We start from the raw sequence: 23,598 nt of genomic DNA on the forward strand, positions 1-23,598 counted from the left end.
GTTGCAGTGCCCAGCAAATGCGTCGCGCCTTGGTCCGCCGGCACTTCAGCCTGACGGGTTGAGGCTCACCCGCAGGGGCGCGAACTGCGATACGGCAAAATCCATGAGCTTTCGCACCCGCGGCAATTCACGTAATTCCGGGTGAACACCGAGCTTCAGCGGCAGAACCGGCGCGGCAACGCCGAGGTCAAGGGCCACAAGGCCATTCCGGCCGGCGGCGATAAAGTGCGGCAGCGTGGCAAGTGCCTGTCCGGTCTCAACCGCACTCAATTGCGAGCGGATCGAATTCGTGCGCAGCAGCACTCTCGCCTCCGGCAAAAGATCTTTCAGCCAGGTCGAGAGCGATACCCGCACAGGCACCTCCACCAGCTCGACAATCGTCTGGTTCCTGCCTTCGCCCGCAACATCCGGATGGCCGAAACGATCAAGGTAGGCCTCTGTTGCAAACAGGCCGTAGGCGACATCGGCAACCTTGCGCTCGACGATATCGTTTTGGTCGAAACTGCCGAAACGCAAGGCGATGTCCGCGTCCCGTCGGGACAGGTTGAAGCGCCGGCCATCGTTCAAAAGGTGAATGCTGACGCCGGGATGCATTGCTGCAAACTTGGTCAGGATCGGCGCCAGGAGGTAGTCTCCGATCCAGTCGAGGCTGGTCACGGTGATGGTGCCTTCAAGTGCGTCGTCCTGCACCGCAAGGCGCCGCTCCACCGCAAGCGCGTTCGCCTCCATGTGCTCGAGCGCAGAAAGGATGGAGAGGCACACGGCGGTCGGCACGAGGCCGCCCGGTTGCCGCTCGAACAGCGTTTTGCGCGTCTTCTGCTCAAAAGCCTCGAGGCGACGGCTGAGCGTCGGTTGCGTGGTGCCCATCGCACGGGCCGCTGCACTCAGCGAGCCGTGGCGGACCAAGTGCTGAACAAGATGGAGTTCTTCCCAGTCCACAGGCACCTCAGGGTTCAGCCGGCCGAGGCGGCTCGCCTCGACGGTAATCCATAAGCACTTTCGTGCCCGCCGTCATGCCCCCGTCGATAGGCAGCACCACGCCGGTGATGTAACTCGCCGCATCGGAACAGAGCCAGAGGACACTTGCGGCCACCTCCTCCATCCGGCCAAGCCGGCGCATCGGCGTCGAAAGTGCTGCGTGCCGCTGGATGTCCGCGCCGGCGGCCTCGAGATGGTGGGTGAGGATCGGCCCGGGCGCAACGACATTGATCCGGATGCCCTGGTCGGCATAGTCCAGCGCCGCAGCCTTGCTCAGCCCGATGATCCCGGCCTTCGCACTGACATAGGCGGAAAGCCCGGAGGTGCCGTTGATGCCGGCAACCGACGCCATGTTGACGATCGCACCGCCACCGCCCCTCGCCATCGCCTCGATCTGGTAACGCATGCCGAGAAAGGTGCCGCGAATGTTGGTGCGGATGCCGCGATCGAACCCTTCGATGTCGAGATCGGCAAGCGGGGCCGGCATGGTTCCATCCGTCGCATTGTTGAAGGCGGCGTCGAGCCGGCCATAGTGCTGCATCACACTTGCAAGCGCCTGCTTCATGGCACTCTCGTCGCCGACATCGGCAGCGATCGCCAGTGCGTCGCCGCCCGCCTGGCGGATGGAAACCGCCAACGCCTCGACCGCCGGCTGCGAGCGGGAAAGAAGGACAACGGATGCGCCGGCCTGCGCAAAGGCGCGGGCGGTGGCCGCGCCGATACCCTTGCTGGCGCCTGCGACTAAGGCGACTTTGCCTGCAAATCCCAGATTGTTTGTGTTCATCAACCCGACTCCATCTGACGTTGTCGCACCGTTTTTAGCGCCGGACGACGACGGCTGCCTCGTGCAGGCGCGTATGCCTCCCATACGGGAACAGACGATCGACTTTCGTTGCGAACGGGCTTTGCCTTTGTCCGGGAGCCCGAGTTTCGCCCTGAAGCGTCGACCGGGCCGCAGTATCGAGAAGCACAGGAGACGATCATGGATGCGACAAGACAGGGAAGATCGAAGCGCAGAACGCGGCTGAAGGCCGAACTCGACCGGGTGATCGCGGAAGCCCTGGATGAACAGCGCATCGTCGGCACAGTCGTCGAGATCCTTATCGATGGCGAGCCCGGCTACCGACATGCCGCCGGGCTTGCGGAACGCGAGGCCGACCGGCCGATGACCGAGGACAGCATCTTCCTGCTCTCCTCGGTCGCAAAGCCAATCGTCACGGTCGCTGCTCTCAACCTGGCGCAAAGCGGCACCATCGGTCTCGACGATATCGTGTCGGAATGGCTTCCCGCGTTCAGGCCGCAGCTGCCGGACGGCAGCGAGCCTCGGATAACCCTCCGCCAACTCCTGACGCACAGTGCCGGTTTGAGCTACGTGTTCATGGAGCGAGGCGACGGCCCTTATCGCCGGCACGCCATCAGCAGCGGCCTCGACGACACCGACGATGATCTCACCGCCCTCATCGGCAAGCTCACCGCCATTCCGTTATCCTATCCGCCCGGACACGGCTGGGGCTATTCGATGAGCCTCGACGTGCTTGGCGCCGTTATCGAAGAGGCGACGGGATCAAAGCTGCCGGAGGCGATTGCTACGCTCGTCACACGCCCGATGGGGATGAACGACACCGCCTTTTCCGTGACCGATAAACGCAAGCTCGTGGTCCACTATGGCGATGCCTCGCCGCGGCCACGGCGGCTCGTTGGCGACGACGCGGTCCCCTTCTTTGGCAATCCCGTACGCCTCTCGCCCGGCCGGATCTTCAATCCTCGAGCCTTTCCCTCCGGAGGAGCCGGCATGGCAGGCACGGCCGGCGACGTGATCCGCCTTCTCGAAAGCCTCAGGACCGGACACTCGCCGGTGCTCGACGCCGCCAGCACCCGCTCGATGTTCGACATTCAGGCAAGGACGGGCGGATTGGCCGCCGGCGCCGGGTGGGAGTTCGGTTTCGGCGGCGCCGTGCTTGTCGAACCCGAGATGGCGGGAACACCGCAGTCGCGCGGCACGCTGCAATGGGACGGCGCCTACGGGCACAAGTGGTTCATCGACCCGGCCCGCGGCCTGACAGTCGTTGCGCTCACCAACACCGCTTTTGAGGGCATGAACGGACGCTTCCCGGACGATCTTCGCGACGCCATCTATCGGAGCCTCTAGCCATGCGGAACGCCCCATTTCCCGTCGACCTCGGCCGCTACTTCGCCCGCATCGGTCATGTCGGGCCGCTCTCGCCCGATCTCACAACGCTTGGCAGGATCGTCGCCCGCCATGCCGCGTCGATCCCCTTCGAGGCCATCGACGTGCTTCTCGGCCGTCGGATCGACCTTTCGCCGGCGGCGGTCGACGCCAAGCTCATCGACCGCCGGCGTGGCGGCTATTGCTTCGAGCAGAACAGCCTGTTGCAGCGCGTGCTCACGTCGCTCGGCTACCGGGTGGATCCCTTGATTGCCCGCGTCCTGTGGATGCGCGCCCCGGGTGCGCCGCCGCCGGCCTGGTCGCACATGGCGCTCCGCGTCTTCGTGAACGATGTCGGCTATCTGGTCGATGTCGGCTTCGGCAGTTGCGTGCCGACCGCGCCGCTGCGTTTCGACCGGACCACGCCGCAACCGACGCCGCATGAGCCGTTCCGTCTCAGCCGAACGCTCGATGGCTACGTGCTGGAGGCATTACTTGGTCGTGACTGGGTACCGGTCTACGAGGTATCGCCGAGCATTTGTGGAGAGGACGCGTATCGGATCGCAAACATCGCGACATACACGGATCCGCATTCGCTTTTCCGACAGACCCTGCTGGTGACGTTGACCACCGAGGAGACACGTAACATCCTGCTTGGAAACCGGCTGACGATCCGTGACAGGAACGGCACCGTGACGCGCCAAGAATTCGATGCACCGGCAATCGAATCTGCCCTTATCAACGTCTTCGGATTACCCCTCGACGGCGACTGGCGCCGGGTCGCTGCGCGCGCCGGCGGCGCATTCGAGGCATCCATTCCAACGACATGACGTGAACCCGGCGCCTCGTCTATCGATGGGTGAGGATGTAGCCTTTGAGGATCTCCGCATGATTGCGGGCCTCATCCTTCACGCTGTAAAGCAAAGTCACCGGGCCCTCAGCAATGCGCTGTCGCAACAGGTCAACTGCCTCCGGATTGCCGTCGAGCTCGGCAAGGTAGCGCTCGCGAAACTCTTCCCACGTACCTTCATCCGCATGGAACCAGCGGCGCAGCTCCGTGGTCGGCGCTATGTCCTTCAGCCAGAGATCGACCGCGGCTTCCGCCTTGGTCAAACCGCGCGGCCAGAGGCGATCGACGAGGACGCGCATCCCGTCGCCATCGGCCTTCGGCTCATAGACACGTTTCGTCTTCAGCTGCATGAACGCCCCTCATTGGTCTTGATTTGAGGACCATAGCTGCCGCCGATTGGCGATCCAAGCGCGAAGGCGCTTGCCGGCAAGCGGTAAAGGGGCGCCTGCCGCCTACACCCCGCGCCTGTTGCCCCAGAGCAGGACGTGCAGCTGCGGCAGGACGCGGGCCTCGAACCAACGATCTTCCGTCACCTTGCCGACAAGCCAGAGCATGCGATCGATGATGCCGTCGATGTCGACTTTGGCGTCGTCGTCGTCAGGGGGTGGAGGCGTATGGTTGCCAGGCTGCAGGTAGAGCGGCAGATGGGGGTACCGGGCCGCCGTATCCCGGGCATAGGCATAGTCGCGCTCGTCGAAAACGACGATCTTCAGCGCCACCTGCGGCCCATCCGCTGCCATTCGAAGACAGTCGTCGAAGGTATGCCACTCCGTTTCCATGCCGCTCGACGGCGGCTTCGGGCTCAGCGTCAGCACGTCGAGATCCGCAAACCAGTCCTTGGCGATGCTGCCCTGCGTTTCCAGCGCGAAGCGATAGCCATCGGCTTTCCCGCGGGCGATCAGGAGCGCCAGCGGCTGGATCGCCGGATTGCCGCCGGAAAGCGAGACCGTCAGCGGCTTGCCACCGGAGAGCGTGACGACCTCGCTCCAGATCTCTTCGACGCCCATCGGCAGCCATTGGTCGCGATATTCGCTGTCGACCGCGTGCAGCGTGTCGCACCAACTGCAGCGATAGTCGCAGCCGCCGGTTCGCACGAACACGGTCGGAAGCCCGATCAGGATGCCCTCGCCCTGGATCGTCGGCCCGAAGATTTCGCTGACACGGATGCGCGTTTCGCCGGGCCCGCTCATGGCCGGTATTCCGCCCAGGTCTTCGGCGTCTCGCTGACACGCACGGCGGAGGTTTCCGGCAGCCTCGCCTTGCACCAGTCGTAAAAGTGCTTCGCCAGACATTCGGCCGTCACCCGGTCGTGGCCGAGAACGTCGTTCAGATGGCGGTGATCGAAACTCTCGTCGATGTAGCGCTTCAGTGGCGAAAGCTCGTGATAGTCGCGCACGAAGCCGTGCTCGTTGAGCTCCGCGCCGGCAAGCTCGACTTCGACGATGTAGTTGTGGCCGTGCAGCCGCGCACATTGATGGTCTGCCGGCAGGCTCTTCAACTGATGCGAGGCGGAGAAATGGAATTCCTTGGTGATCCGGAACATCACTTCACCTCCTCGGCCGCAAAGGCCGACGTCGCCGCCACCCAGAAATCCGGATCTTCGTAGTCGGTCGGATCCGCAACGCCGGCCAGATGGAAGGCCTCGCGCCGCTCGACGCAGGTGCCGCAGCGCCCGCAATGGCGCGCGCCGCCCTTGTAGCAGGACCAGGTCGCTTCGAAGGGCGTCTGGTGGCTCGCGCCGTCGGTGACGATATCCGCCTTCGAAATCGTCACATAGGGCGCGTAGAGCGTGACGTCGGCGTAGCCGTCGAGCGCGTGGTTCTGCATCGCCTGAAACGCGTCGATGAAGCCGGGACGGCAGTCGGGATAGATGAAATGGTCGCCGCCATGCACGGCGACGGCCACCGCATCCGCCTTCTGCGCTGCTGCCAACCCGAAGGCGATGGCGAGCATGATGGCGTTGCGGTTCGGAACCACCGTCGCTTTCATCGTTTCCTCGGCGTAGTGGCCGTCGGGCACGTCGACATCGTCCGTCAATGCCGATCCGGTGAGATGGGCGCCGATCGCGCTGATGTCGATGACCTGATGCGGAACGCCCAGCCGCTTGGCACAGGCGGCGGCAAAGTCCAGCTCCTTGCGGTGTCGCTGGCCGTAATCGAAGGAGAGCAGGCCAATGAGTTCGTGTTCGGCTGCGACCTTGTGGGCAAGCGATACCGAGTCCAATCCGCCGGAGCAGATGACGATTGTCTTCATGATAGGTGTCCTTGTTTTGACCGGGTAGGCTGCGACCGGATTACGGCGCGCCTTCTAGGGCAAAGCAGGACGGATGGGAAGCATTATGTTGAAGTGCGGGAGTACGCAGCCTCTTCCTGCGTGCCATACACGCGACCGGCGCATTCTCAAACTGAGCCAGAAACGCACGCGTCCCACCCTTAAGTGCAAGGGTGGGACGCGCAAGCATCAGGCGCTTTCGGGGATGTTCCGATGACTACTGCTGCAGCCCCGGATAGGCCCATACGCCCGAAACACGCATCAGATCACGGTAAATGACCAACCGCTCGTCCGCCCCGATCTTTGCCGCTTCATCCTGGGTTGGCGCGTCCAGTGCATTCAGCGGCACCACTGCCGATGGCAGGTCGCGCTGCTTCAAGGCATCCTCCATGACCGTGCGCGCGCGGCGCATGTGGCTCGAACTGGTCACCAGGATTACCGTGTCGGCCTGATGCCGCACCAGGAGATTGGCGGCATTGATCACATTGCCGATCGTATCTTTCGACTTGTCCTCAATCATGATGCGATCGCGACTGATACCCTTGTCGACCAGCCACTTGGACATGACGTCACCTTCCGTAACGCCATTTTTCGGCACGCCGCCACTCACCATGACGAGCGCTGTCGGGTTGGCCTCGGCGACCTTCAACGTCACCTCGAGACGATCGAGCAAGGTTTGCTGCGCCTTGCCGTCATCGGCGAGCGCGTAGCCCAGCGCGACGATCACGACTTTGCCTGGCACAGTCGGGACATCGAAGTTCGGCTTTTCAGCCATGATCTGTTCTGCGCGAACAAACCGCTTGCGATACTCTTCCGCTCGCTCGCGATCGAGACCGGCCAGAGCCTGGTGGGCAAGCGCCGCGCCGGTCTCATCGCCACGGATGCGGGCAATTGCCTCAAGCCAGCTTTGCGCATCAAAAGCGGTCGGGTCCTTGCTGAGGATGCTCTGGAAGGTCGCCTGCGCGTCGTCGAGCTTCTTCTGGATGATCTGGGTCGCAGCAACGGCATATTGGAAATCCAACCGCTCAGGCGCGAGCGTCGACGCTTCCTTGAAGGCTTCCTCCACGACATCATATTTGCCATGCAGCGTAATGCCCTTGAAGACTTCGGCTTCCGCCTTTTTGACGTCGCCGCCCGACCAGTAATACTGCATGCCGGTGTCGACCAGCTGTTTGATACGGGCAGCGTTTGCCTGGTCGAAGGCGCCGGCTGGAACCGCTGAAATGAGACACGCTGTCGCTGTCAACAGTCCAAGGAGGCGGCGCCGTGCGCTACCCGCCTTTACCGAACGCGGGGTGCCCGATGCTGTCACGGTCGACCCCAACGGGGCAAAAATGGAACTCGGCTTCATTTAAATCTCCCAGTTTTCCGGTTGCCCGCCGGCTTGCTCGCCCTCGGGCCAATAGCGTTCCGTATTCACTTCCGATTTGGCCCATCTCCTTGCGGCCAGTATTAGAAATACCAAAACATTACCACCTGTCCAGATCGCGGCGGCGCAACTATCCGTAATGGTGACTGAAGCCGGGATAATTCGTGTTACATTTCTTACAGATAGCGCATACAAGTTGCGTTCACGTTCCGAAACAGTCGCTGATTGGCGTTATATTGGTATTATCCAATTGCACGCCATCACCCGCGCAGCGGGCGTGCGCAATCGCTGAATGCCAGGATGTCATGAACATTGGCTTGCCGGCAGTGATTTCCATGGTTCGGCAAGAGCAAAGCCTGCTTCAACGATCTCGCTGCCGATGGGTAGCCGAAAACCTACTCCGGAGCTCGGGAGTTCGTGGCGGTCGTTGCGCGCCGTGCTGTCGAAGACACCGTAAGGTGAATCGATGCGCTGGCCCGTTTGGATTGTTCGAAGGGATCTGACCTTTGAACTCACGCAAATCCGAAGAGGACGGTTCCGCACGGTTTTTCTGATTTCGCTCTCGATCCGGCCAGCCGCAAACGCAAAATTGCAGCGAATGATGCAAACTGATTGCGGCCCGGCGCTGCGGCGCCGGGCCGCAATCTTCTCTACTCATCGTCATGCATGTGCATGCGGATGCTGCCGTTCGTCCCAGACGGCCCAGATCGCGAGCGCGGTCACCAACACCCCAAGGACGACATGCGTCCACATGGGGTTGGGACTGGTCGAGAAACCGAGCAGCCAGGGTGAAGCGATCAGCCAGAGCCCGACGATGAGGCTTGCCCATTCTTCCCATTCCGCAAACATGGCAAGCGTCGCGATAGCCAGAACGCCGAGCACGACGCCGGCGCCCCAGGCGTTCCAGGCCGGAACGCTTTCGACAACGAAACCCATGATCCAGGGGGAGACGAACAGGCAGACGGCAAGAACCAGATTGATCCAGTCCTGTGCTTTCTTTCCTTCCATCAGTGCCATGACAACCTCCACGAATGAAGCTTGGCCAAAGCGTACGATCGCGTGCGGTCGCACGCTCTGAAAACATAATAAATTCAACCGGAACCGCTTTCAATTCTTTTTCGCGTGAGCACGCGGTGGTCGCATGCGCGAAATCAGGCGGCGAACTGACGATCCGCCGCTCTGAATGGGTGTCGAGGGCGCAGCTTTGCGCCGATTCGCGTGCGTCTAGTAACCGCGCGCAGCACCCGCGCCGATGCGGCTGTCGACTGCGCCATTGTAGCGGGCGCCGCCGCCGGCCTCGATGTCCGAAAGGCTCTCGCCGCCGACGAGGATGCCGGTCGCCTGTCCCCAGATCGTCCAGCTTTCATCGATCTGGACATTGTGGCCCATGGCCGACAGCAGCTTGCGGGTATCTGGCGAGAGCGCATAGGGCTCCATGAACACCTTGTCCGGCAGCCACTGGTGATGGACGCGCGGCGCGTCGACCGCTTCCTGGATGTTCATGCCGTGGTCGATGACGTTGAGTATCGCTTCGAGCGTGATGGTGATGATGCGTGCACCGCCGGGGCTGCCGATCACCATGAAGGGCTTGCCGTCCTTGGAGATGATCGTCGGGCTCATCGATGACAGCGGCGTCTTTCCGGGCGCGATCGCATTGGCCTCGCCCTGCACCAGACCGTAGAGATTGGGCACGCCTGGCTTGGCGGTGAAATCATCCATCTCGTTGTTGAGCAGGATGCCGGTTCCGGGCGCCACGACGCCGGCGCCGAAGGAGCCGTTCAGCGTATAGGTGACGGCAACCGCATTGCCCTCGTCGTCGATGATCGAATAGTGCGTCGTCTCCTTGCTTTCGCCGAAACCCTTGGGGATCAGCGTGGCGGAAACGCCGGCGCGGAACGGATCGATCGTGTCGCGGATGTCCTTGGCATAGGCCTTGTCGGTAAGCTTGGCGACGGGGTTCTCGACGAAATCAGGATCGCCGAGCGACGTGTTGCGGTCGACATAGGCGTGGCGCATGGCCTCGATCATCACATGCACGGTGTCGGCGGCGCCATAGCCCATGTAGGAAATGGGGTAGCCTTCGAGAACGTTGAGGATTTCGCAGATGATCACGCCACCGGAGGATGGCGGCGGCGAGGAGACGATGTCATAGCCGCGGTAGTTGCACTTGACCGGCTCCAGTTCGCGCACGGCGTAGCGCTCGAAATCTGCCTTGACGAGCACGCCGCCTTTCTCCGCGCTCGCCTTGACGATCTGGTCGGCGATCGCGCCCTTGTAGAAGGCGTCGGTGCCCTTCTCGGCGATGCTCGAAAGCGATGCGGCAAGATCGGCCTGGATCAGCTTCTCGCCGGCGACGAACGGCTTGCCGTCCTTCAGGAAGATCGCGGCCGCGGCCGGGTCCTTGGCGAGCCTGTCCGTTTCGCCCTCGAAGGAATCGATATCGCCCTGCTCCAGCACGAAGCCGTCTTTGGCAAGCGCGATCGCCGGAGCGATCAATTCGGCAAGCGGCTTGGTGCCATAGCGGCTGCGCGCCATTTCGAAGCCCAGGACCGGACCGGGAACGCCGACGGCGAGATAGCCCTCGGTACTCAGGCCGTCGACGACATTGCCCTTGGCGTCGAGATACATGGTCTTGGTCGCGGCTTGAGGCGCCCGCTCGCGGAAATCGAGGAACGTCGTCTTGCCGTCCTTGAAGCGGATGGTCATGAAACCGCCGCCGCCGATATTGCCGGCGGTCGGATAGGTGACGGCAAGCGCATAGCCGACGGCAACGGCTGCATCCACGGCATTGCCACCGCTTTTCAGCACGGCAACACCGATATCGGATGCCAGGTGCTGGGCGGTGACCACCATGCCGTGCTCCGCCTTCACGGGCTCGGGTGAAGCCGCCTGCACCGCCCAGGGCGTCAGGCTCGATGCAAAGAGCAACGTAATCGACAGGGTCTTCAAGCGGAAACTCGGCATGCGTCTCTCCCTCGCAAGCTCGCGGCGCATTGCCAGATTTCAATGACCGTGGTCTCGCCGCGTCGAGCGCGGTGGCAACGATCGTTCGGTAGGGGCAAGCACCTGATATGGACGGCTATGAAGTGCGGGAAGTATAGTCACGCTCAATCGACGATGGCAAATCACGCCTGACGTTCAACGACACCCCTATGCCTGACCGGCCACTGCGTCGGGTCCCCCAGTCGACAGAAAAGCCGTGCCGCTCAGGCGGCATCGGCAAGGATCAGATCGGCACCTTTCTCCGCAACCATCATCGTCGGCGCGTTGATGTTGCCCGCGGTGATGTTGGGGAAGATCGAGGCGTCGACGACGCGGAGACCGGGCACGCCGTGAACCTTCAGGCGGCTGTCGACCACCGAACTCTCCTGCTCCGGCCCCATCGCGCAGGTGCCGCAAAGATGGTAGATCGAGCCGGAGTTTTCGCGGAAATAGTCCATCAGCGCTTCGTCGCTTTCCACGCGCGGCGCCGGCGAAATCTCTTCCGCCGTCAACGATGAGAGTGCCGAGGCCGACGCGATCCGGCGGACAAGCCGGCTTCCCTGCAGCACTTCGTCGATGTCGCGATCGGTCGTCAGGTAGTTCGGCCGGATCAGCGGTTTCACCGAGGGGTCGCCGGACGCAATCGAGATGCTGCCGCGGCTCGTCGGCCGGCAGGAATTGAAGCAGATCAGGTAGCCGGGATAGGGCTCCGGCTTCAGCCCGGCCTTCGGATCCGTCGGGATGCGGTAGGAGAGCGGGTTGAAATAGAGCTGGATGTTCGGCCGTTCTTCGTCGGGCCGGCCGCGGAAGAAACCACCCGCCTGGTTGACGCTCATCGAGAACGGTCCTTTGCCGGTCAAGAGATACTGCAGACCGAGACGCATCTGGCCGAACAGACTGCCGAACTCGTCGTTGAGCGTCGGGATCGTCGCGCGATAATAGAAGCTGGCGCAGAGATGATCCTGCAGGTTCAGGCCGACCGACGGCAGATGCCGGCGCGTTTCGACCCCCAGCAACGACAGCTGCTTGCCGTCGCCAATGCCCGAGACCTGCAGCAGCTGCGGGCTACCGACCGCACCGGCGGCCAGGATGACCTCGCGCCCCGCCGTGAAGCGACGCCGCGTCCCATTCTGGATGACATCGACACCGGTCACGCGTCCGTCTTCGCCGAAGACCAGCTTTTCTGCCTGCGCGTAGCGTTCGATCGTGAGATTGGGACGCTTGAGGGCGGGCCTCAGATACTCCGCGCTCGAATGCGAGCGGCGGCCGTTGTTGGTGTTGACGTCGTAGACGCCGGCGCCCTCGATCGAGGCGCCGTTGAAATCCTCGTTCAGCGGCAGCTGCAACGATCCGCAGCTTTCGAGGAAAGCGTCGGTGATCGGGTGCGTCATGCCGCGCATCGGGGTGATGTGGATCGGGCCTTCGCCGCCGTGCCATTCGGACGATCCGCGCGCATGGGTTTCGAGCCGGCGGAAATAGGGCAGGACATCGTCATAGCCCCAGCCCGTATTGCCGGCGTTTTTCCAGTCGTCGAAGTCGTCGCGCGCGCCGCGCACATAGATCATCGCATTGATCGAGCCGGATCCGCCCTGGACCTTGCCACGCGGCACGTAAATGCTGCGATCCTGAAGCTCGGCCTCCGGCTCGCTCGAATACATCCAGTTGACCTGGGGATTGTAGTAGCTGCGGGCGTAGCCGACCGGGATCTTGAACCAGAAGGAATTGTCGTTGCCGCCAGCCTCGATCAAAAGCACCCTGTGGCGCCCATTTTCGCTGAGCCGGCTCGCAAGAATGCAGCCGGCCGACCCGGCGCCGACGATGATGTAGTCGTAGATCATCTGCATGTCCTATCGTCGGAGTTATCCGCGTGCCGGCGCGAAGGCCTTCACGTCCGCCGGCCGGCTGTCCATCTGCAGGTGCAGGCGCTCGCCGGTGTACGGCGTGTGCTTTTCGACGACGTCCATGTTGAGCTCGATGCCAAGGCCAGGCTCGCGCGACGGGATGATGTAGCCATCCTCGACGGCGAGCTTGGTCTTCAGCACATCCGCATGAAATCCGCTGAAATCGAGGATCGCCTCATGGATGAGGAAGTTCGGCGACGCAGCTGACAGCTGGATACTGGCCGCAGCCCCGACCGGGCCGTTATAGAGATGCGGGGCGATCTGGGCGTAATAGGCTTCTGCCATGCCGGCGATCTTCTTCGCCTCGAGAAGCCCGCCGACGCGTGCGACGTTCATCTGCAGGATCGAGGCAGCCTCCAGTTCGAGGACGCGCTGGAACTCGTACTTGGTCGTCAGGCGCTCGCCGGTCGAAATCGGGATCGAGGTCGCGCGCGCCACCTCCGCCATCGCCGCTTCCTGTCCGGGAGGAACCGGTTCTTCGAACCAGAGCGGGTCGTATTTTTCGAGACGCCGCGCCAGCCGGATCGCCGAGGACGGCACCATCTGGCCGTGCGTGCCGAAGAGCAGATCGGCGCTGCTTCCAACGGCGTCGCGGATCTTGCGGCAGAATTCCTCCGAGCGGTCCATCACGCCGAGCGAAAGCTGGTGGCCGGAATAGTTGGTGTAGGGACCGGCCGGGTCGAACTTGACGGCGGTGAAGCCCATTTCGACCATTTCGACGGCGCATCCGGCGGCGAGATCCGGATCGTTGAAGTCGAACTCTCCAGCCGCGTTCTTCGGGTAGAGATAGGTGTAGGCGCGGAGCTTCTCGTGCACGGTGCCGCCGAGCAGGTCCGCGACGGGCCGGCCGGCGGCCTTGCCGATGATATCCCAGCAGGCGATTTCGAGACCCGAGACGATACCCATCATCGTCGGGTCGGGGCGCTGGGTGAAGCCGCTCGAATAGGCCGAGCGCCAGAAGCGCTCGATCTGGTGCGGATCATGGCCGAGCAGATGCCGCTCGAAGACGTCTTCGATCAGCGGCGTCAGCGCCTTTGGATGGAACGAGGTCGCGTAGATCTCGCCGATGCCCTCGATGCCGCAGGCGGTCGTGAGGCGCACGAAGATCCAGTACATTCCGCCCACATGCGGCGGCGGGACGGCGACGGCATAGGTCTTGAGAGACGCGATCTTCATTTGTGTCATCCCTTTTTCTTGAGGCGGGCCATCAGCACCAGGGTGGCGATGGCGCCGAGGACGCAGATGGCGGCGATGTAGCCGAAATAGAACTGGTAGCCGGCGATGCCCGGATAACGGTCTGAGAGGTATCCGTTGACGAGCGGCAGGTAGGTGTCGGGCGCGTAGCCGACGAGCGAGATGATGCCGATCGCAAGGCCGGTGATGTTGGCCGGCACGTGGCAATCGTCGAGGATCGCCCAGTAGAGGCCGCGGATCGTATAGGTGATGAGGCCGACGAGCAGCACCAGCCCGACGAAGAGGACCGTCGAGCCGATGCCCGGCAGGGCGATCATCGCCACAAGGCTGGCGGCTGCGACGAGGAAGCTCAGGAGCAGGATGCCCGTCTTGCCGTAGCGGTCACCGAGCAGGCCGCCGCCGATGCCCCCGACCGGGCGCAGCCAGAGCTTGATCGTGACGATCAGGCCGGCCATGGCGGCGGAAATGCCGAAGCCGCCTTCCTGCAGATAGGCCGAGAAGCTGTAGGTCGCGAGGAACACGTGATAGCCGCAGAAGATGATGGCGGCGACGAGCCAGACCTCGGGGATACGGAGCAGCGTCTTGATGTCGGCAAGCAGGTTGCCTTCGCGCTTGCGCGCGCCTTTCTCGACAGCGATGGGCCGCGACACGGCGAAATAGGCGATGCCGACGACGATGCAGAAAACGGCATAGAGCAGCACGACATCACGGAAACCCATGGCAAGCCCGGCACCGCGCGTTTCCGTCGTGAAGACGAAGAGCGCGATGGCGACGCTGGCAAGCAGCGCCTCGACCAGGCCACGGCCGCCGTCGAGAATGCCGAAGAAGCGTCCCTGCTCATTGGCGCCGGCGATCAGATTGACCTGCTTCAGCGTGGCGGCCCAGAACGTCAGGCCCGTCGTGACGCCGAAGCCGCAATAGATGACGAGAAGCGATGAGTAGCCGGGCAGCGTCGCGTACCAGAGGCCGAGCAGTCCCGTGCCGACCATGGAAACGAGGATCAGGATGCGCGGCTGGACGCGGTCGGCGAGCCAGCCGCTCGGCAGGTAACCGACCAGGAAGCTGGTGCCGAGAATGGAATAGAGAACGCCAAGCTCGGTGTTGGTGAGCTTAAGTACCTCCAGCATCGTCGTCTGGTAGGACTGGCGCAGGTAGAGGATCGGATAGATCGCGCCCGCGGCGATCACGATCAGCGCCAGTTGCAGGTAACGGCTGCGGGCCGAAACGGACGGCGCAGCGATTTCTGTATCGGAAATTGAGCTCAAGGGTAGTCTCCTCCCCGACCGATGGCGGGAGCATGCCATCGGCCCGGTCTTGATGTTGATGTCCGAACAATTCCGGTTCCCGTCCGGAATTGCGTCATTTCAAATGATCAGTGTTTCAGGACGACGAGGCGCGTCTGGGTGAATTCCAGCATGCCGTGCTTGCCGTCGTCGCCGCCGAGGCCCGAGCGTTTCCAACCGGCGTGGAAGCCCTGATAGGGGTCCGCCGGGAAACGGTTGACGTAGAGTTCGCCGGCCTCGATGGCGTCGCTGGCCCGCATGACGGTGCGATAGTTCTCGGTGAAGAGTACCGAGCTCAGGCCGAACTGATGGTCGCTCGCCAGCGCCAGCGCTTCCTCGAAGGTCGAGTAGCGGATCACCGCGAGAACAGGCCCGAAGACCTCCTCGCGCACGATCTCCATCTCCTGGCGGCAGCCGGAAATCAGCGTCGGCGGATAGAAGTAGCCCGGTCCTTCCGGCAGGTAACCGCCGGTCTCGACCGTTCCGCCTTCCGCCCGCGCCTGCTCGACCATTTCATGCACGCGTTTCTGCGCGGCGGCGTTGGCGAGCGGGCCCATGCGGGTCGCATCCTCGGCGCGGTCGCCGAAGGCGCGGGCAGCGAAACCTTCGCGCAGCTTGGCGAGCAGCGTGTCATGCACGCTTTCGTGTACATAGAGCCGCTCGGCACTGGTGCAGACCTGGCCGCAATGGGCGGTCTTGGAGGCGATGATCGCCTGTGCCACAGCATCGAGATCCGCATCCGGCTCGACGATGACGGGGGTCTTGCCGCCGAGTTCGAGAGAGGGCTTGGCGATGTTTTCCTTGCAGTAGTCGAGCACGATGCGGCCGGCCGAAACGCTGCCGGTCAGCGTGATCATGCCGACGCCGGGATGGGTGCAGAGCGTTTTCGCGACGTCATGCGACATCGTGAGGATGTTGACGAGACCTTCCGGCAGGCCGGCCTCGACGATCGCTTCGGCAAAAACGAAGGCGGATGTCGGCGTATTGTTGCTCGGCCGTACGACAACGGCGTTTCCTGCAATCAGCGCCGGGGCGATTTTGCGCACCAGTGTGTAGATCGGATAGTTGAACGGGATCAGCCCGGCAACGACGCCGATCGGAACACGCTTCAAGAGCAGGGTTTCACCGGGATTGTCGCTCTCGATCACTTCGCCCTCGATGCGGCGCGCCCATTCGGCGTGGTAGCGCATCAGTTCGGCGCCGTAGATGACTTCCGCGGTCGCGTCGGCAAGGCTCTTGCCCGACTCTTTCGCCAGGGCAGCGCCGATGGTCTCAGCCCGGCTTTCCAGCACCGTCGCCAGTCGACGCAGCGCATCGCCACGCTGGATGGCCGGCAGTGCCGCCCAGGCGCGATGCGCCTTCATGGCTGCCTCGACCGCTGCTGTTGCCTCCTCATCCGTTGCTGCCGGCACCGATGTGAAGACCTGGCCTGTCGCCGGATTACGGACGTCGATCGTCACCGCAGACGTGCTTTCGATGAAACGACCGCCGGAAAAATTGCGATAGGGGCTCATGGCATCTCGGATGTGTTGGCCGCAGCTCCCGGCGCCAAAGGCGCGCAGGACAAGCGGACTGCGCGGGAGAGAGCACAACGAGCGACGGCCCGTCTCTCTCCCCGACCGAGACCGTCACGAAACTGTTGCGACGATAGGGCCGAAGGCACAAGCGAGTAATTTTCAGCGAGAGCATTCCAAAATGGAATGCTTGGCTCAGGCAGCCCGGTCGGCCGAAACTTCCGTAAGCAGCCAGGCACGGAACGCGTCGACCTTGCGGTCGTTTCCGGCCTGGGGCCGCGTGACGAACCAGTAGGATTCATGCCCCTCGACCTCGACGTCGAAAAGCTGCACGAGCTGCCCGGTCTCAAGCTGATTGCGAACCATCGAACGATCGGCGACGGTGACGCCGAGGCCCGCACAGGCCGCTTCGATCGCCAGATCGAGCAGGTCGAACTCTAGCCCGCCGCGGGTATCGACATCCTGGAACCCGGCTGCATCCAGCCAATGGCGCCAGGTCAGATAACGCCGGTCGGGTGAAGCGAGCACGTGCAGGAAGGTAAAGCGCTGCAGGTCCGTCGGACCCTCGACTTTCACCCCTTCGAGCAGTGATGGCGCACAGACGACCACATGCCGCTCCGTCATCAGGATGCTGGCATCCAGCATCGGCCACTCGCCATCGCCGAAGCGGATGGCGCAGTCGAGAAGACCGCGCTCGGCAAGCGTGTCCGTGGCTTCGGTGCTGAGGCTGATATCGACGTCGGGCAGGGCCACGCGCAGCCGCGGCAGACGCGGCAGCAGCCAGCGCTTGGCAAAGGTCGGCGGAACGTTGATCCGCAAGCGGTTCTGGTTGCTCTTCTCGGTGATGCTGCGCAGCGAAACCTCGATGCTATGGAACGCTTCCTGGATCGTCGCCAGCAGTTCGGCACCGGCCGGCGTCAGCTCGAGATGGTGGTGGCGACGGATGAGCAGGTCTTCGCCAAGCTCATCCTCGAGGTTGCGAACCTGGCGGCTGACCGCACTTTGCGTGAGGTTGAGGCGCTCGGCCGCCCGCGTGAAGCTGCGGGTCTGCCCGACCACTTCGAAGACCTTCATCGCCGACAATCCAGGAAGTCTTCGCATCGATAACTTGGCCTCAGGAAACGCTGCATCCCGCGGGTCGTCGCGGGATCGATGCGCACCTTTGCGTGTCACGCTCCGGCGCACAAGCACGAAAATCCAAATCGTATCCAGCAAAGCGGAAGCGCACGCCTGGCTAGCTCCGAACGACGAACGGCGGCTCTCGCCGCCGTTTGCCTATCCAATCTATCGCCTGGCCAAGCCCAGACGAAAACTGGAAACTTAACCGCGCCTACTCCGCAGCATAAAAGCCGTAGAGCACCGGCATCAGCCCGACCAGCGCCTCGAAGCGCTTGAAGGACTTACGTTCGGGTCGCGTCCATCCGGTTTCGGCGAGCGCCGAAAGCCGCGGGAAGACGAGCCGGTCGAAGACGGCGCGGTCGGTCATCGGTTCGGACCAGATGCAGCATTGCACGCCGAGCAGGTGCTTTTTCTGTGCGTCGGTCCAGCCTTCGACCGGGTCAAAGGTGTAGAGCTTTTCCGGGTCTGACCAGCCGGCCCAGCTGCCGCCGGGCTCCGACCAGGCCGGGCTGTTGGCCATGTCGAGATAGTAGACTTGGCCCGGGCAGACGACGATGTCGTAACCTTCCTCGGCAAGCGCGGCCGACGCCTCGACCGTGCGCCAACCGAAGAGCAACGACTTCGCCTTGTCGATGACGTTGCCGTGGGCCGCCTCCTGCCAACCGCCGGTAACGCAATTTCGGCTCGCCAGGAACGCCTGGACACGCGCCAGGAACTCGCCCTGCAGCACCGCCGCACCCGAACCGTCGATCTCGTCGGCGCCATGGGTGTTGGTGACGACGTTCAGGCGCTTGGCGTGGGTTTCGGCCACCTCGTCACCGGCAAGTGCACGAAGCCGCGTGAGCGCTTCCGGCGAGCCGGACCAGGCACCAAGCGGCACCTCGTCGGCGCCGACATGAATCGCCCGCATCGGGAAGAGTTCGATCAACTCGTCGAAGATGACTTCCAGCACGCGATAGGTCTCTTCGCGCGCCGGGTTCAGGCAGTTGTCCGGGAAGCCCTGGACCGAATGATAGCTTCCCTTTTCCTCGGGATCGCGCAGTTCCGGGATTGCCTGCAGCATCGCATAGGAATGGCCGGGGATGTCGATTTCCGGCATCACCTCGATGCCGAGGCTGGCGGCAAGCGCTACGATCTGACGAACCGCCGCCTTGGTGTAGTAGCCGCCGGTCGGTTCAGGACCCGAGCCGAGCAGCGGCGGGATCTTGCGGCCATGGCCGCGCCAGGCGCCGATTTCGGTGAGCGCCGGATAGGCGTCAATCTCCACGCGCCAGGCCTCGTCGTCGGTCAGGTGCCAGTGGAAACGGTTGAGTTTGTTCCAGGCCATCAGTTGCAGGAAGCGCTCGACCTCCGCGGTGCTATAGAACTGCCGGGCGACGTCGAGATGGGTGCCGCGCCAGGCGAGCGCCGGCTCGTCCTTGATCTCCCCGCCCGTCGGAAACACGAAGGTGCCCGGATGCGACCGCGCCCCGCGCAGGACCTGGCCGAGCGTGATCAGGCCGTAGAGAATACCCGTCTGGCTACCGCCCGAAATGGCGACGCCGGCAGGCGAGAAACGGATCGTGTAGGCCTCCGGACCAAGGTGCGACGCCTTTGACAATTCGACCGGGAAACCGCCCTCCGCCGCCGGCCGGACAAGGCCCTCGACCGGAAACAGGCTGGCCGTGAGATTGGCAAACGCCTTCGCCGCGGCGGACGCTTCACTGCCTTCGGCCTTCAGATCGAGGCCCGGAGGTGCCAATAGCTGACCGGAGACCGCAACCGCTTGCGGCCACGGCACGATCGAGACTGGCACCGGGGCCACTTTCGGCACTGGATAGACGGCGGCGCCACGCTTCAGCTCGGCATTGTCGCCATGCGCCCGCGAGGCAAGCACGGCAACCGGCGCATTCGTGCCATCGGACAGGACGAGGAAGGCGGCGTTGGCGCCATCGGTCCAGTGGCGCGGCTCGAAGCTCATGCCGTGAGCCTTGAGCGTCCAGGTCGCGCCGGGCTTCAGCTCAAAACCTTCCGGCGGCGCGAATTCCGCATAGTTGGAGAGCCGGACCAGAAGCTGCCCGCCCTCGACCTCAGCGGCAGGATCGATGCGCGCCGGGCCCGAGACGCCGAGGCGAAAGCCGATGATCGGCCGGTCCGAATTGTTGGTGAGCGTCAGCGCATAGACCGACCTGTCGGCGGTGCCGACGGGCACCCAGAGCGTTTCCAGAAGATAGTCAGATTTGGCGGCAAACGTCATCAAATGGCTCCATGAGTGATTGGTCTCTACGGCCGCCCGGGCGGCCAGCGCGTTTCTTGGGGAATGCAGGTCCTCGGTTCACATAGCTCACGCCGGCGTTTGGCCAAGGGCACGGACGAAGTGATTCACGGTAACTTCTTCCACGTTGTCGGAGGCCGGACGGCTCTTTCGCCGCACGTCGTCGGCATGGGCAAGGAAGCGGGCGCTTTGCCCTGGCACAAAGGGGCGATCGGGGTCGGGGACCGCGGAAAGAAGCAGTTGCGTATAGGGATGGCGGGGATTGCAGATGACGGCGCTGGTCTCGCCCCACTCGACCATCTGCCCGGCAAACATCACCACGACCTCCTCGGCGATGTGGGCGGCCGTGGCTATATCGTGGGTGATGTAGAGCATGGCGAGGTTCCGCTCGCGCTTGATGCGCGCGAGCAGTTCCAGGATGTCGAGGCGGATCGACACGTCGAGCATCGATGTCGGCTCGTCGGCAACGAGCACATCCGGCCCGACGGCAAGCGCCCGAGCAATGTTGACGCGCTGGCGCTGGCCACCGGACAGTTCGTGCGGAAACTTTCGTGCCGTCACATCGGCGTCCAGACCGACATCGGCGAGCAGACGCGCGACGGCAGCTTTCGCCTCGCCCCCGTTCTTGGCGTGACCATGCAAAAGCAGTGGCCGCGCGAGGTGATGGTAGACGGAGAACACCGGGTTGAGTGAGGCGAAGGGATCCTGAAACACCATCTGGATCGCCCGCCGACGCATCTTTTCGTCGGCCCTTCCTCCGGCCTGGGTAACGTCGGCGCCGCGAAACGCCATCGTCCCCGATGTCGGCGCATCGAGCCGCGCGACGATGCGGGCGCAGGTGGTCTTGCCGCAACCGGATTCGCCGACGAGCGCCAGCGCCCGGCCGGGCTTTAAGGCAAGCGAAATGCCGCGCAAAGCCTCGACGGTACCGAAGCTGCGCCTGATGTCCTTGAGGCGCACGATCGCATCGTCTTCGTCAGACATGGTCGTCGTTAGCGGCATCACGTTCATTCGACGACCCCCAGGCTGCGGACGGATGAGGGCAGTTGCGGGATCGCGCCCCAGAGTTTCCGCGTGTAGTCGTGTTCCGGCGCACGGCTGATCTGCTGCGTGTCGCCGACCTCGACCAGTTGCCCTTTGAGCATAACACCGATGCGATGGCAGAGCTGCGCCATCAGGTGCAGGTCGTGGGTGATGAACAGCACCGAAAAACCGAGGTTGCGCTGCAGGTCGACGAGTTGCTCCAGGATTTCCCGCTGCACGACGACGTCGAGCGCCGTCGTCGGCTCGTCCATGATGATCAGTTCCGGCTTCAGCGCCAGGCAGATTGCGATAACGATGCGCTGGCGCATGCCGCCGCTGAACTGGTGCGGATAGTCGTCGAGGCGGTTGATCGGGATTCCAACGAGCCGGAACATTTCTTCGGTCCGTGCACGGGCCTGCGGCCTGGTCGCGCCGGTGTGCTTGCGCAAGACGTCGAAAAACTGCGCCTCGACCCGCATCAGCGGGTTGAGCGAGTTCATTGCGCTCTGGAACACCATGCCGATCCGCCGCCAGCGGACGTTTTGAAGCGACGCTTCCGGCATCTTCAGGAGGTTTTGACCATCGAGCAGGATCTCGCCGCCGGCGACCCAGGCCGGCGGTTTTGACAGCCGCGTGATCGCATAGGCGATCGTGCTCTTGCCGCAGCCGGATTCGCCGGCAAGGCCGAAGAGTTCGCCGCGGCGCACCTCGAAGGAGACATCGTTAACCGCGCGGAAAGCGCCGTCGTCAAGCAGGTAATCGACGTTCAGGTTGCGGATTTCCAGGAGTGCATCGCTCATCGGGCCGCCTCCAGTTCGCGACGGCGTAGCCGCGTGAGACGCAGCCAGCGGCTGAGCGCCGGACCGGAGCGAAGCTGCGGATTGGCGATCTCGTCAAAGGTGAAGTTGATGAGCGCGAGACCAAGACCGACGAGCGCGATGCCCGCGGCCGGAACGGCGATGTCCCACCAGGCGCCGACGATGATCGCCGAGGAGTTTTGCGCATTGTAGAGCATGGTGCCCCAGGTCACCCGGAGCGGATCGCCGAAGCCGAGATATTCGAGCGTCGTCTGCGCGACGATCGCATAGATGATGCTGCCGACCACGTTGATGCCGATCAGCGGCACCAGATTGGGCAGGATCTCGACGAAGATCACCCGCCAATGCGGCTCGCCGACCATGCGCGCCGCCACCACGAATTCACGCTGCCGGAGCGCCATGGTCTGCGACCGCGTCATGCGCGCGCCCCAGGGCCACGAGGTGAGCGCGATGATCGCCATGATCGCCATCGGCCCGACCGTGCCGGCAAAAGACGCAAGCAGGATCAGCAGCGGAATATTCGGTATGACAAGGACGGCATTGGTGGCGAGATCAAGCGTCGCATCCGTGCGGCCGCCGAAGTAACCGGCGACGAGGCCGACGATGGTGCCGAGCGCGGTAATCGCAAGGCCGGTGGCAAAGCCGACGGCAAGCGACGGCCTGGCACCCCAGACGAATTGCGAGAAGACGTCGCGGCCCATCTTCGTGGTGCCGAAGACATGCTCGACGGTTGGTGGCTGATGCGAACGACCGACACGCTCGCTCGGATCACCCGGTGCGAGAACCGGCGCGAACAGCGCCATCAGGCAGAGCGTGAGAATGATGACAAGGCCGGCGACGGCTTTCTTCTGCCGCCAGAACAAGGAGACGCCCGCATTCATGCCCTGCCCTCCCTTATGCGCGGATCGACCACGCCATAGATGATGTCGACCAGAAGATTGGCGCCGAGCGTGGCGATCGTCATCAGCAGCAACTGCCCCTGGATCACGGGATAGTCGCGGGCAACGCTTGCCGTATAGAGCGTCAGTCCGAGACCCGGATAGTTGAAGACGATCTCGGTCACGATCGAGCCGCCAAAGACCGCCCCCAGCATCAGCGCCAGGTTGGTGAGCACCGGCAGCATGGCGTTGCGCGCCGCGTAGCCGAACATGACGGCTGCTTCCGAGAGGCCCTTGGCTCGCCCCATGGTGACGTAGTCCTCACCGAGCACCGAGATCATGCTGGAGCGCATCGTCGTCTGAAACTCGCCAATCAGATAGGGCGAGAGCGTCAGCACCGGCATGATCGCATGCAGGAAGACGCTGCCGAAGAAGGTGAAGTTGAGCCCCGGGTCGAGGCTCGGATCATAGGCGTAGCCGACCGGCAGCAGCCGGAGCGTCACGCCGAAAGTGAAAAGCGTCGCAAGCGCGATGATGACGGGCGGAACGGCAATCAGCATCACCGAGAACGGCGAGACGAAACTGTCGAAACGCCCGCCACGGCGCCAGGCGGCGACGGCGCCGAGCAGCACACCGATGCAAAGAGAGAAGGTTATGGCGGTGACCACGAGAAACGCCGTCCACCCGGCCGAGCGGCCGAGAACTTCAAGCACCGTCTGCGGATAATACTTGACCGAGACGCCGAGATCGAAATGGGCGAGCCCGACGACATAGTCGACGAACTGCTGCCAGATCGGTTGCTCGATCGCACCGAAACGCGCCTTGATCGCCTCGATGGCCGCGGGCGTTGCCCGCGGTCCGAGTTGGGCGATCATGCTGTCGACGGGGGACCCCGGCATCAGCCGGGGAACCGCGAAGTTCATGACGATCGCGAAGAGGAACGCCACGCAGTAGACGGTAAGCCGTCGACGGGAAAGTCGCATCGCTGGAACCCGCT

At 63.5% G+C, this 23,598-nt stretch carries 21 protein-coding genes; 2 read left to right on the top strand and 19 right to left on the bottom strand.

Annotation, left to right across the window (positions count from 1 at the left end; genetic code table 11):
* Positions 1-45: 45 nt before the first annotated feature.
* Entirely contained in the window at positions 46-945 is a 900-nt protein-coding gene (locus tag BLU15_RS18280) for a LysR family transcriptional regulator (RefSeq protein WP_082584559.1), read from the bottom strand.
* A 1-nt stretch (position 946) separates the two neighbouring features.
* Entirely contained in the window at positions 947-1,762 is an 816-nt protein-coding gene (locus BLU15_RS18285; protein WP_090297024.1) for an SDR family NAD(P)-dependent oxidoreductase, read from the bottom strand.
* Between the two features lie 198 nt (positions 1,763-1,960).
* On the opposite strand from BLU15_RS18285, the gene BLU15_RS18290 reads away from it, so the two are divergent.
* Positions 1,961-3,127 (top strand): serine hydrolase domain-containing protein, encoded by a 1,167-nt coding sequence (locus BLU15_RS18290; protein ID WP_090297026.1) that lies wholly within the window; start codon positions 1,961-1,963, stop codon positions 3,125-3,127.
* A 2-nt stretch (positions 3,128-3,129) separates the two neighbouring features.
* The gene (locus tag BLU15_RS18295) at positions 3,130-3,975 is read left to right on the top strand and encodes an arylamine N-acetyltransferase family protein (RefSeq protein ID WP_090297029.1); all 846 of its coding nucleotides are present in this window, start codon (positions 3,130-3,132) and stop codon (positions 3,973-3,975) included.
* Between the two features lie 19 nt (positions 3,976-3,994).
* On the opposite strand, the gene BLU15_RS18300 is transcribed toward BLU15_RS18295, so the two are convergent.
* The 17 genes from BLU15_RS18300 to BLU15_RS18380 form a co-directional block, all read right to left on the bottom strand.
* Positions 3,995-4,345, bottom strand: a complete 351-nt coding sequence (locus tag BLU15_RS18300) for a DUF488 domain-containing protein (protein ID WP_060585677.1) — start codon at positions 4,343-4,345, stop codon at positions 3,995-3,997.
* Between the two features lie 102 nt (positions 4,346-4,447).
* Positions 4,448-5,185 carry a 7-carboxy-7-deazaguanine synthase QueE gene (queE, locus tag BLU15_RS18305; protein WP_060585676.1) on the bottom strand — a complete coding sequence of 246 codons (738 nt, stop codon included), beginning with the start codon at positions 5,183-5,185 and terminating at the stop codon, positions 4,448-4,450.
* The gene (gene queD / locus BLU15_RS18310; RefSeq protein WP_060519321.1) at positions 5,182-5,538 is read right to left on the bottom strand and encodes a 6-carboxytetrahydropterin synthase QueD; all 357 of its coding nucleotides are present in this window, start codon (positions 5,536-5,538) and stop codon (positions 5,182-5,184) included. Before queD ends, queE begins: the two co-directional genes overlap by 4 nt.
* The gene (gene queC / locus BLU15_RS18315) at positions 5,538-6,248 is read right to left on the bottom strand and encodes a 7-cyano-7-deazaguanine synthase QueC (RefSeq protein ID WP_034789627.1); all 711 of its coding nucleotides are present in this window, start codon (positions 6,246-6,248) and stop codon (positions 5,538-5,540) included. The genes queD and queC overlap by 1 nt, the downstream gene beginning before the upstream one ends.
* A 235-nt stretch (positions 6,249-6,483) precedes the next feature.
* Positions 6,484-7,617, bottom strand: coding sequence for a YdcF family protein (locus BLU15_RS18320; protein ID WP_090297032.1), 1,134 nt, complete (start codon positions 7,615-7,617; stop codon positions 6,484-6,486).
* Between the two features lie 678 nt (positions 7,618-8,295).
* Positions 8,296-8,652: an SPW repeat protein gene (locus tag BLU15_RS18325; protein WP_034789629.1), complete on the bottom strand. Its 357-nt coding sequence runs from the start codon at positions 8,650-8,652 to the stop codon at positions 8,296-8,298.
* 207 nt (positions 8,653-8,859) lie between these two features.
* Positions 8,860-10,599 (bottom strand): gamma-glutamyltransferase, encoded by a 1,740-nt coding sequence (gene ggt / locus BLU15_RS18330; protein WP_090297034.1) that lies wholly within the window; start codon positions 10,597-10,599, stop codon positions 8,860-8,862.
* Positions 10,600-10,841: 242 nt separating this feature from the next.
* Positions 10,842-12,455 carry a GMC family oxidoreductase gene (locus tag BLU15_RS18335; RefSeq protein WP_060519375.1) on the bottom strand — a complete coding sequence of 538 codons (1,614 nt, stop codon included), beginning with the start codon at positions 12,453-12,455 and terminating at the stop codon, positions 10,842-10,844.
* Positions 12,456-12,476: 21 nt separating this feature from the next.
* Positions 12,477-13,694: a mandelate racemase/muconate lactonizing enzyme family protein gene (locus BLU15_RS18340; RefSeq protein WP_090297035.1), complete on the bottom strand. Its 1,218-nt coding sequence runs from the start codon at positions 13,692-13,694 to the stop codon at positions 12,477-12,479.
* 5 nt (positions 13,695-13,699) lie between these two features.
* Entirely contained in the window at positions 13,700-14,977 is a 1,278-nt protein-coding gene (locus BLU15_RS18345) for an MFS transporter (protein ID WP_210187450.1), read from the bottom strand.
* A 107-nt stretch (positions 14,978-15,084) separates the two neighbouring features.
* Entirely contained in the window at positions 15,085-16,509 is a 1,425-nt protein-coding gene (aldA, locus tag BLU15_RS18350; protein ID WP_090297040.1) for an aldehyde dehydrogenase, read from the bottom strand.
* A 195-nt stretch (positions 16,510-16,704) separates the two neighbouring features.
* A complete protein-coding gene (locus tag BLU15_RS18355) occupies positions 16,705-17,583 on the bottom strand; it encodes a LysR substrate-binding domain-containing protein (RefSeq protein WP_090297042.1) in 879 nt (292 codons plus the stop codon).
* A gap of 256 nt (positions 17,584-17,839) precedes the next feature.
* Entirely contained in the window at positions 17,840-19,864 is a 2,025-nt protein-coding gene (locus BLU15_RS18360; protein WP_090297045.1) for a beta-N-acetylhexosaminidase, read from the bottom strand.
* An 87-nt stretch (positions 19,865-19,951) separates the two neighbouring features.
* Positions 19,952-20,893 (bottom strand): ABC transporter ATP-binding protein, encoded by a 942-nt coding sequence (locus BLU15_RS18365; RefSeq protein WP_090297046.1) that lies wholly within the window; start codon positions 20,891-20,893, stop codon positions 19,952-19,954.
* Positions 20,890-21,705: an ABC transporter ATP-binding protein gene (locus BLU15_RS18370; RefSeq protein WP_090297049.1), complete on the bottom strand. Its 816-nt coding sequence runs from the start codon at positions 21,703-21,705 to the stop codon at positions 20,890-20,892. Before BLU15_RS18370 ends, BLU15_RS18365 begins: the two co-directional genes overlap by 4 nt.
* Positions 21,702-22,604: an ABC transporter permease gene (locus BLU15_RS18375; RefSeq protein ID WP_034789645.1), complete on the bottom strand. Its 903-nt coding sequence runs from the start codon at positions 22,602-22,604 to the stop codon at positions 21,702-21,704. The genes BLU15_RS18370 and BLU15_RS18375 overlap by 4 nt, the downstream gene beginning before the upstream one ends.
* A complete protein-coding gene (locus BLU15_RS18380; RefSeq protein WP_090297051.1) occupies positions 22,601-23,584 on the bottom strand; it encodes an ABC transporter permease in 984 nt (327 codons plus the stop codon). Before BLU15_RS18380 ends, BLU15_RS18375 begins: the two co-directional genes overlap by 4 nt.
* Between the last annotated feature and the right edge of the window lie 14 nt (positions 23,585-23,598).

The organism is Ensifer sp. YR511, assembly GCF_900103045.1.
Classification (GTDB): Bacteria; Pseudomonadota; Alphaproteobacteria; order Rhizobiales; family Rhizobiaceae; genus Ensifer; species Ensifer adhaerens.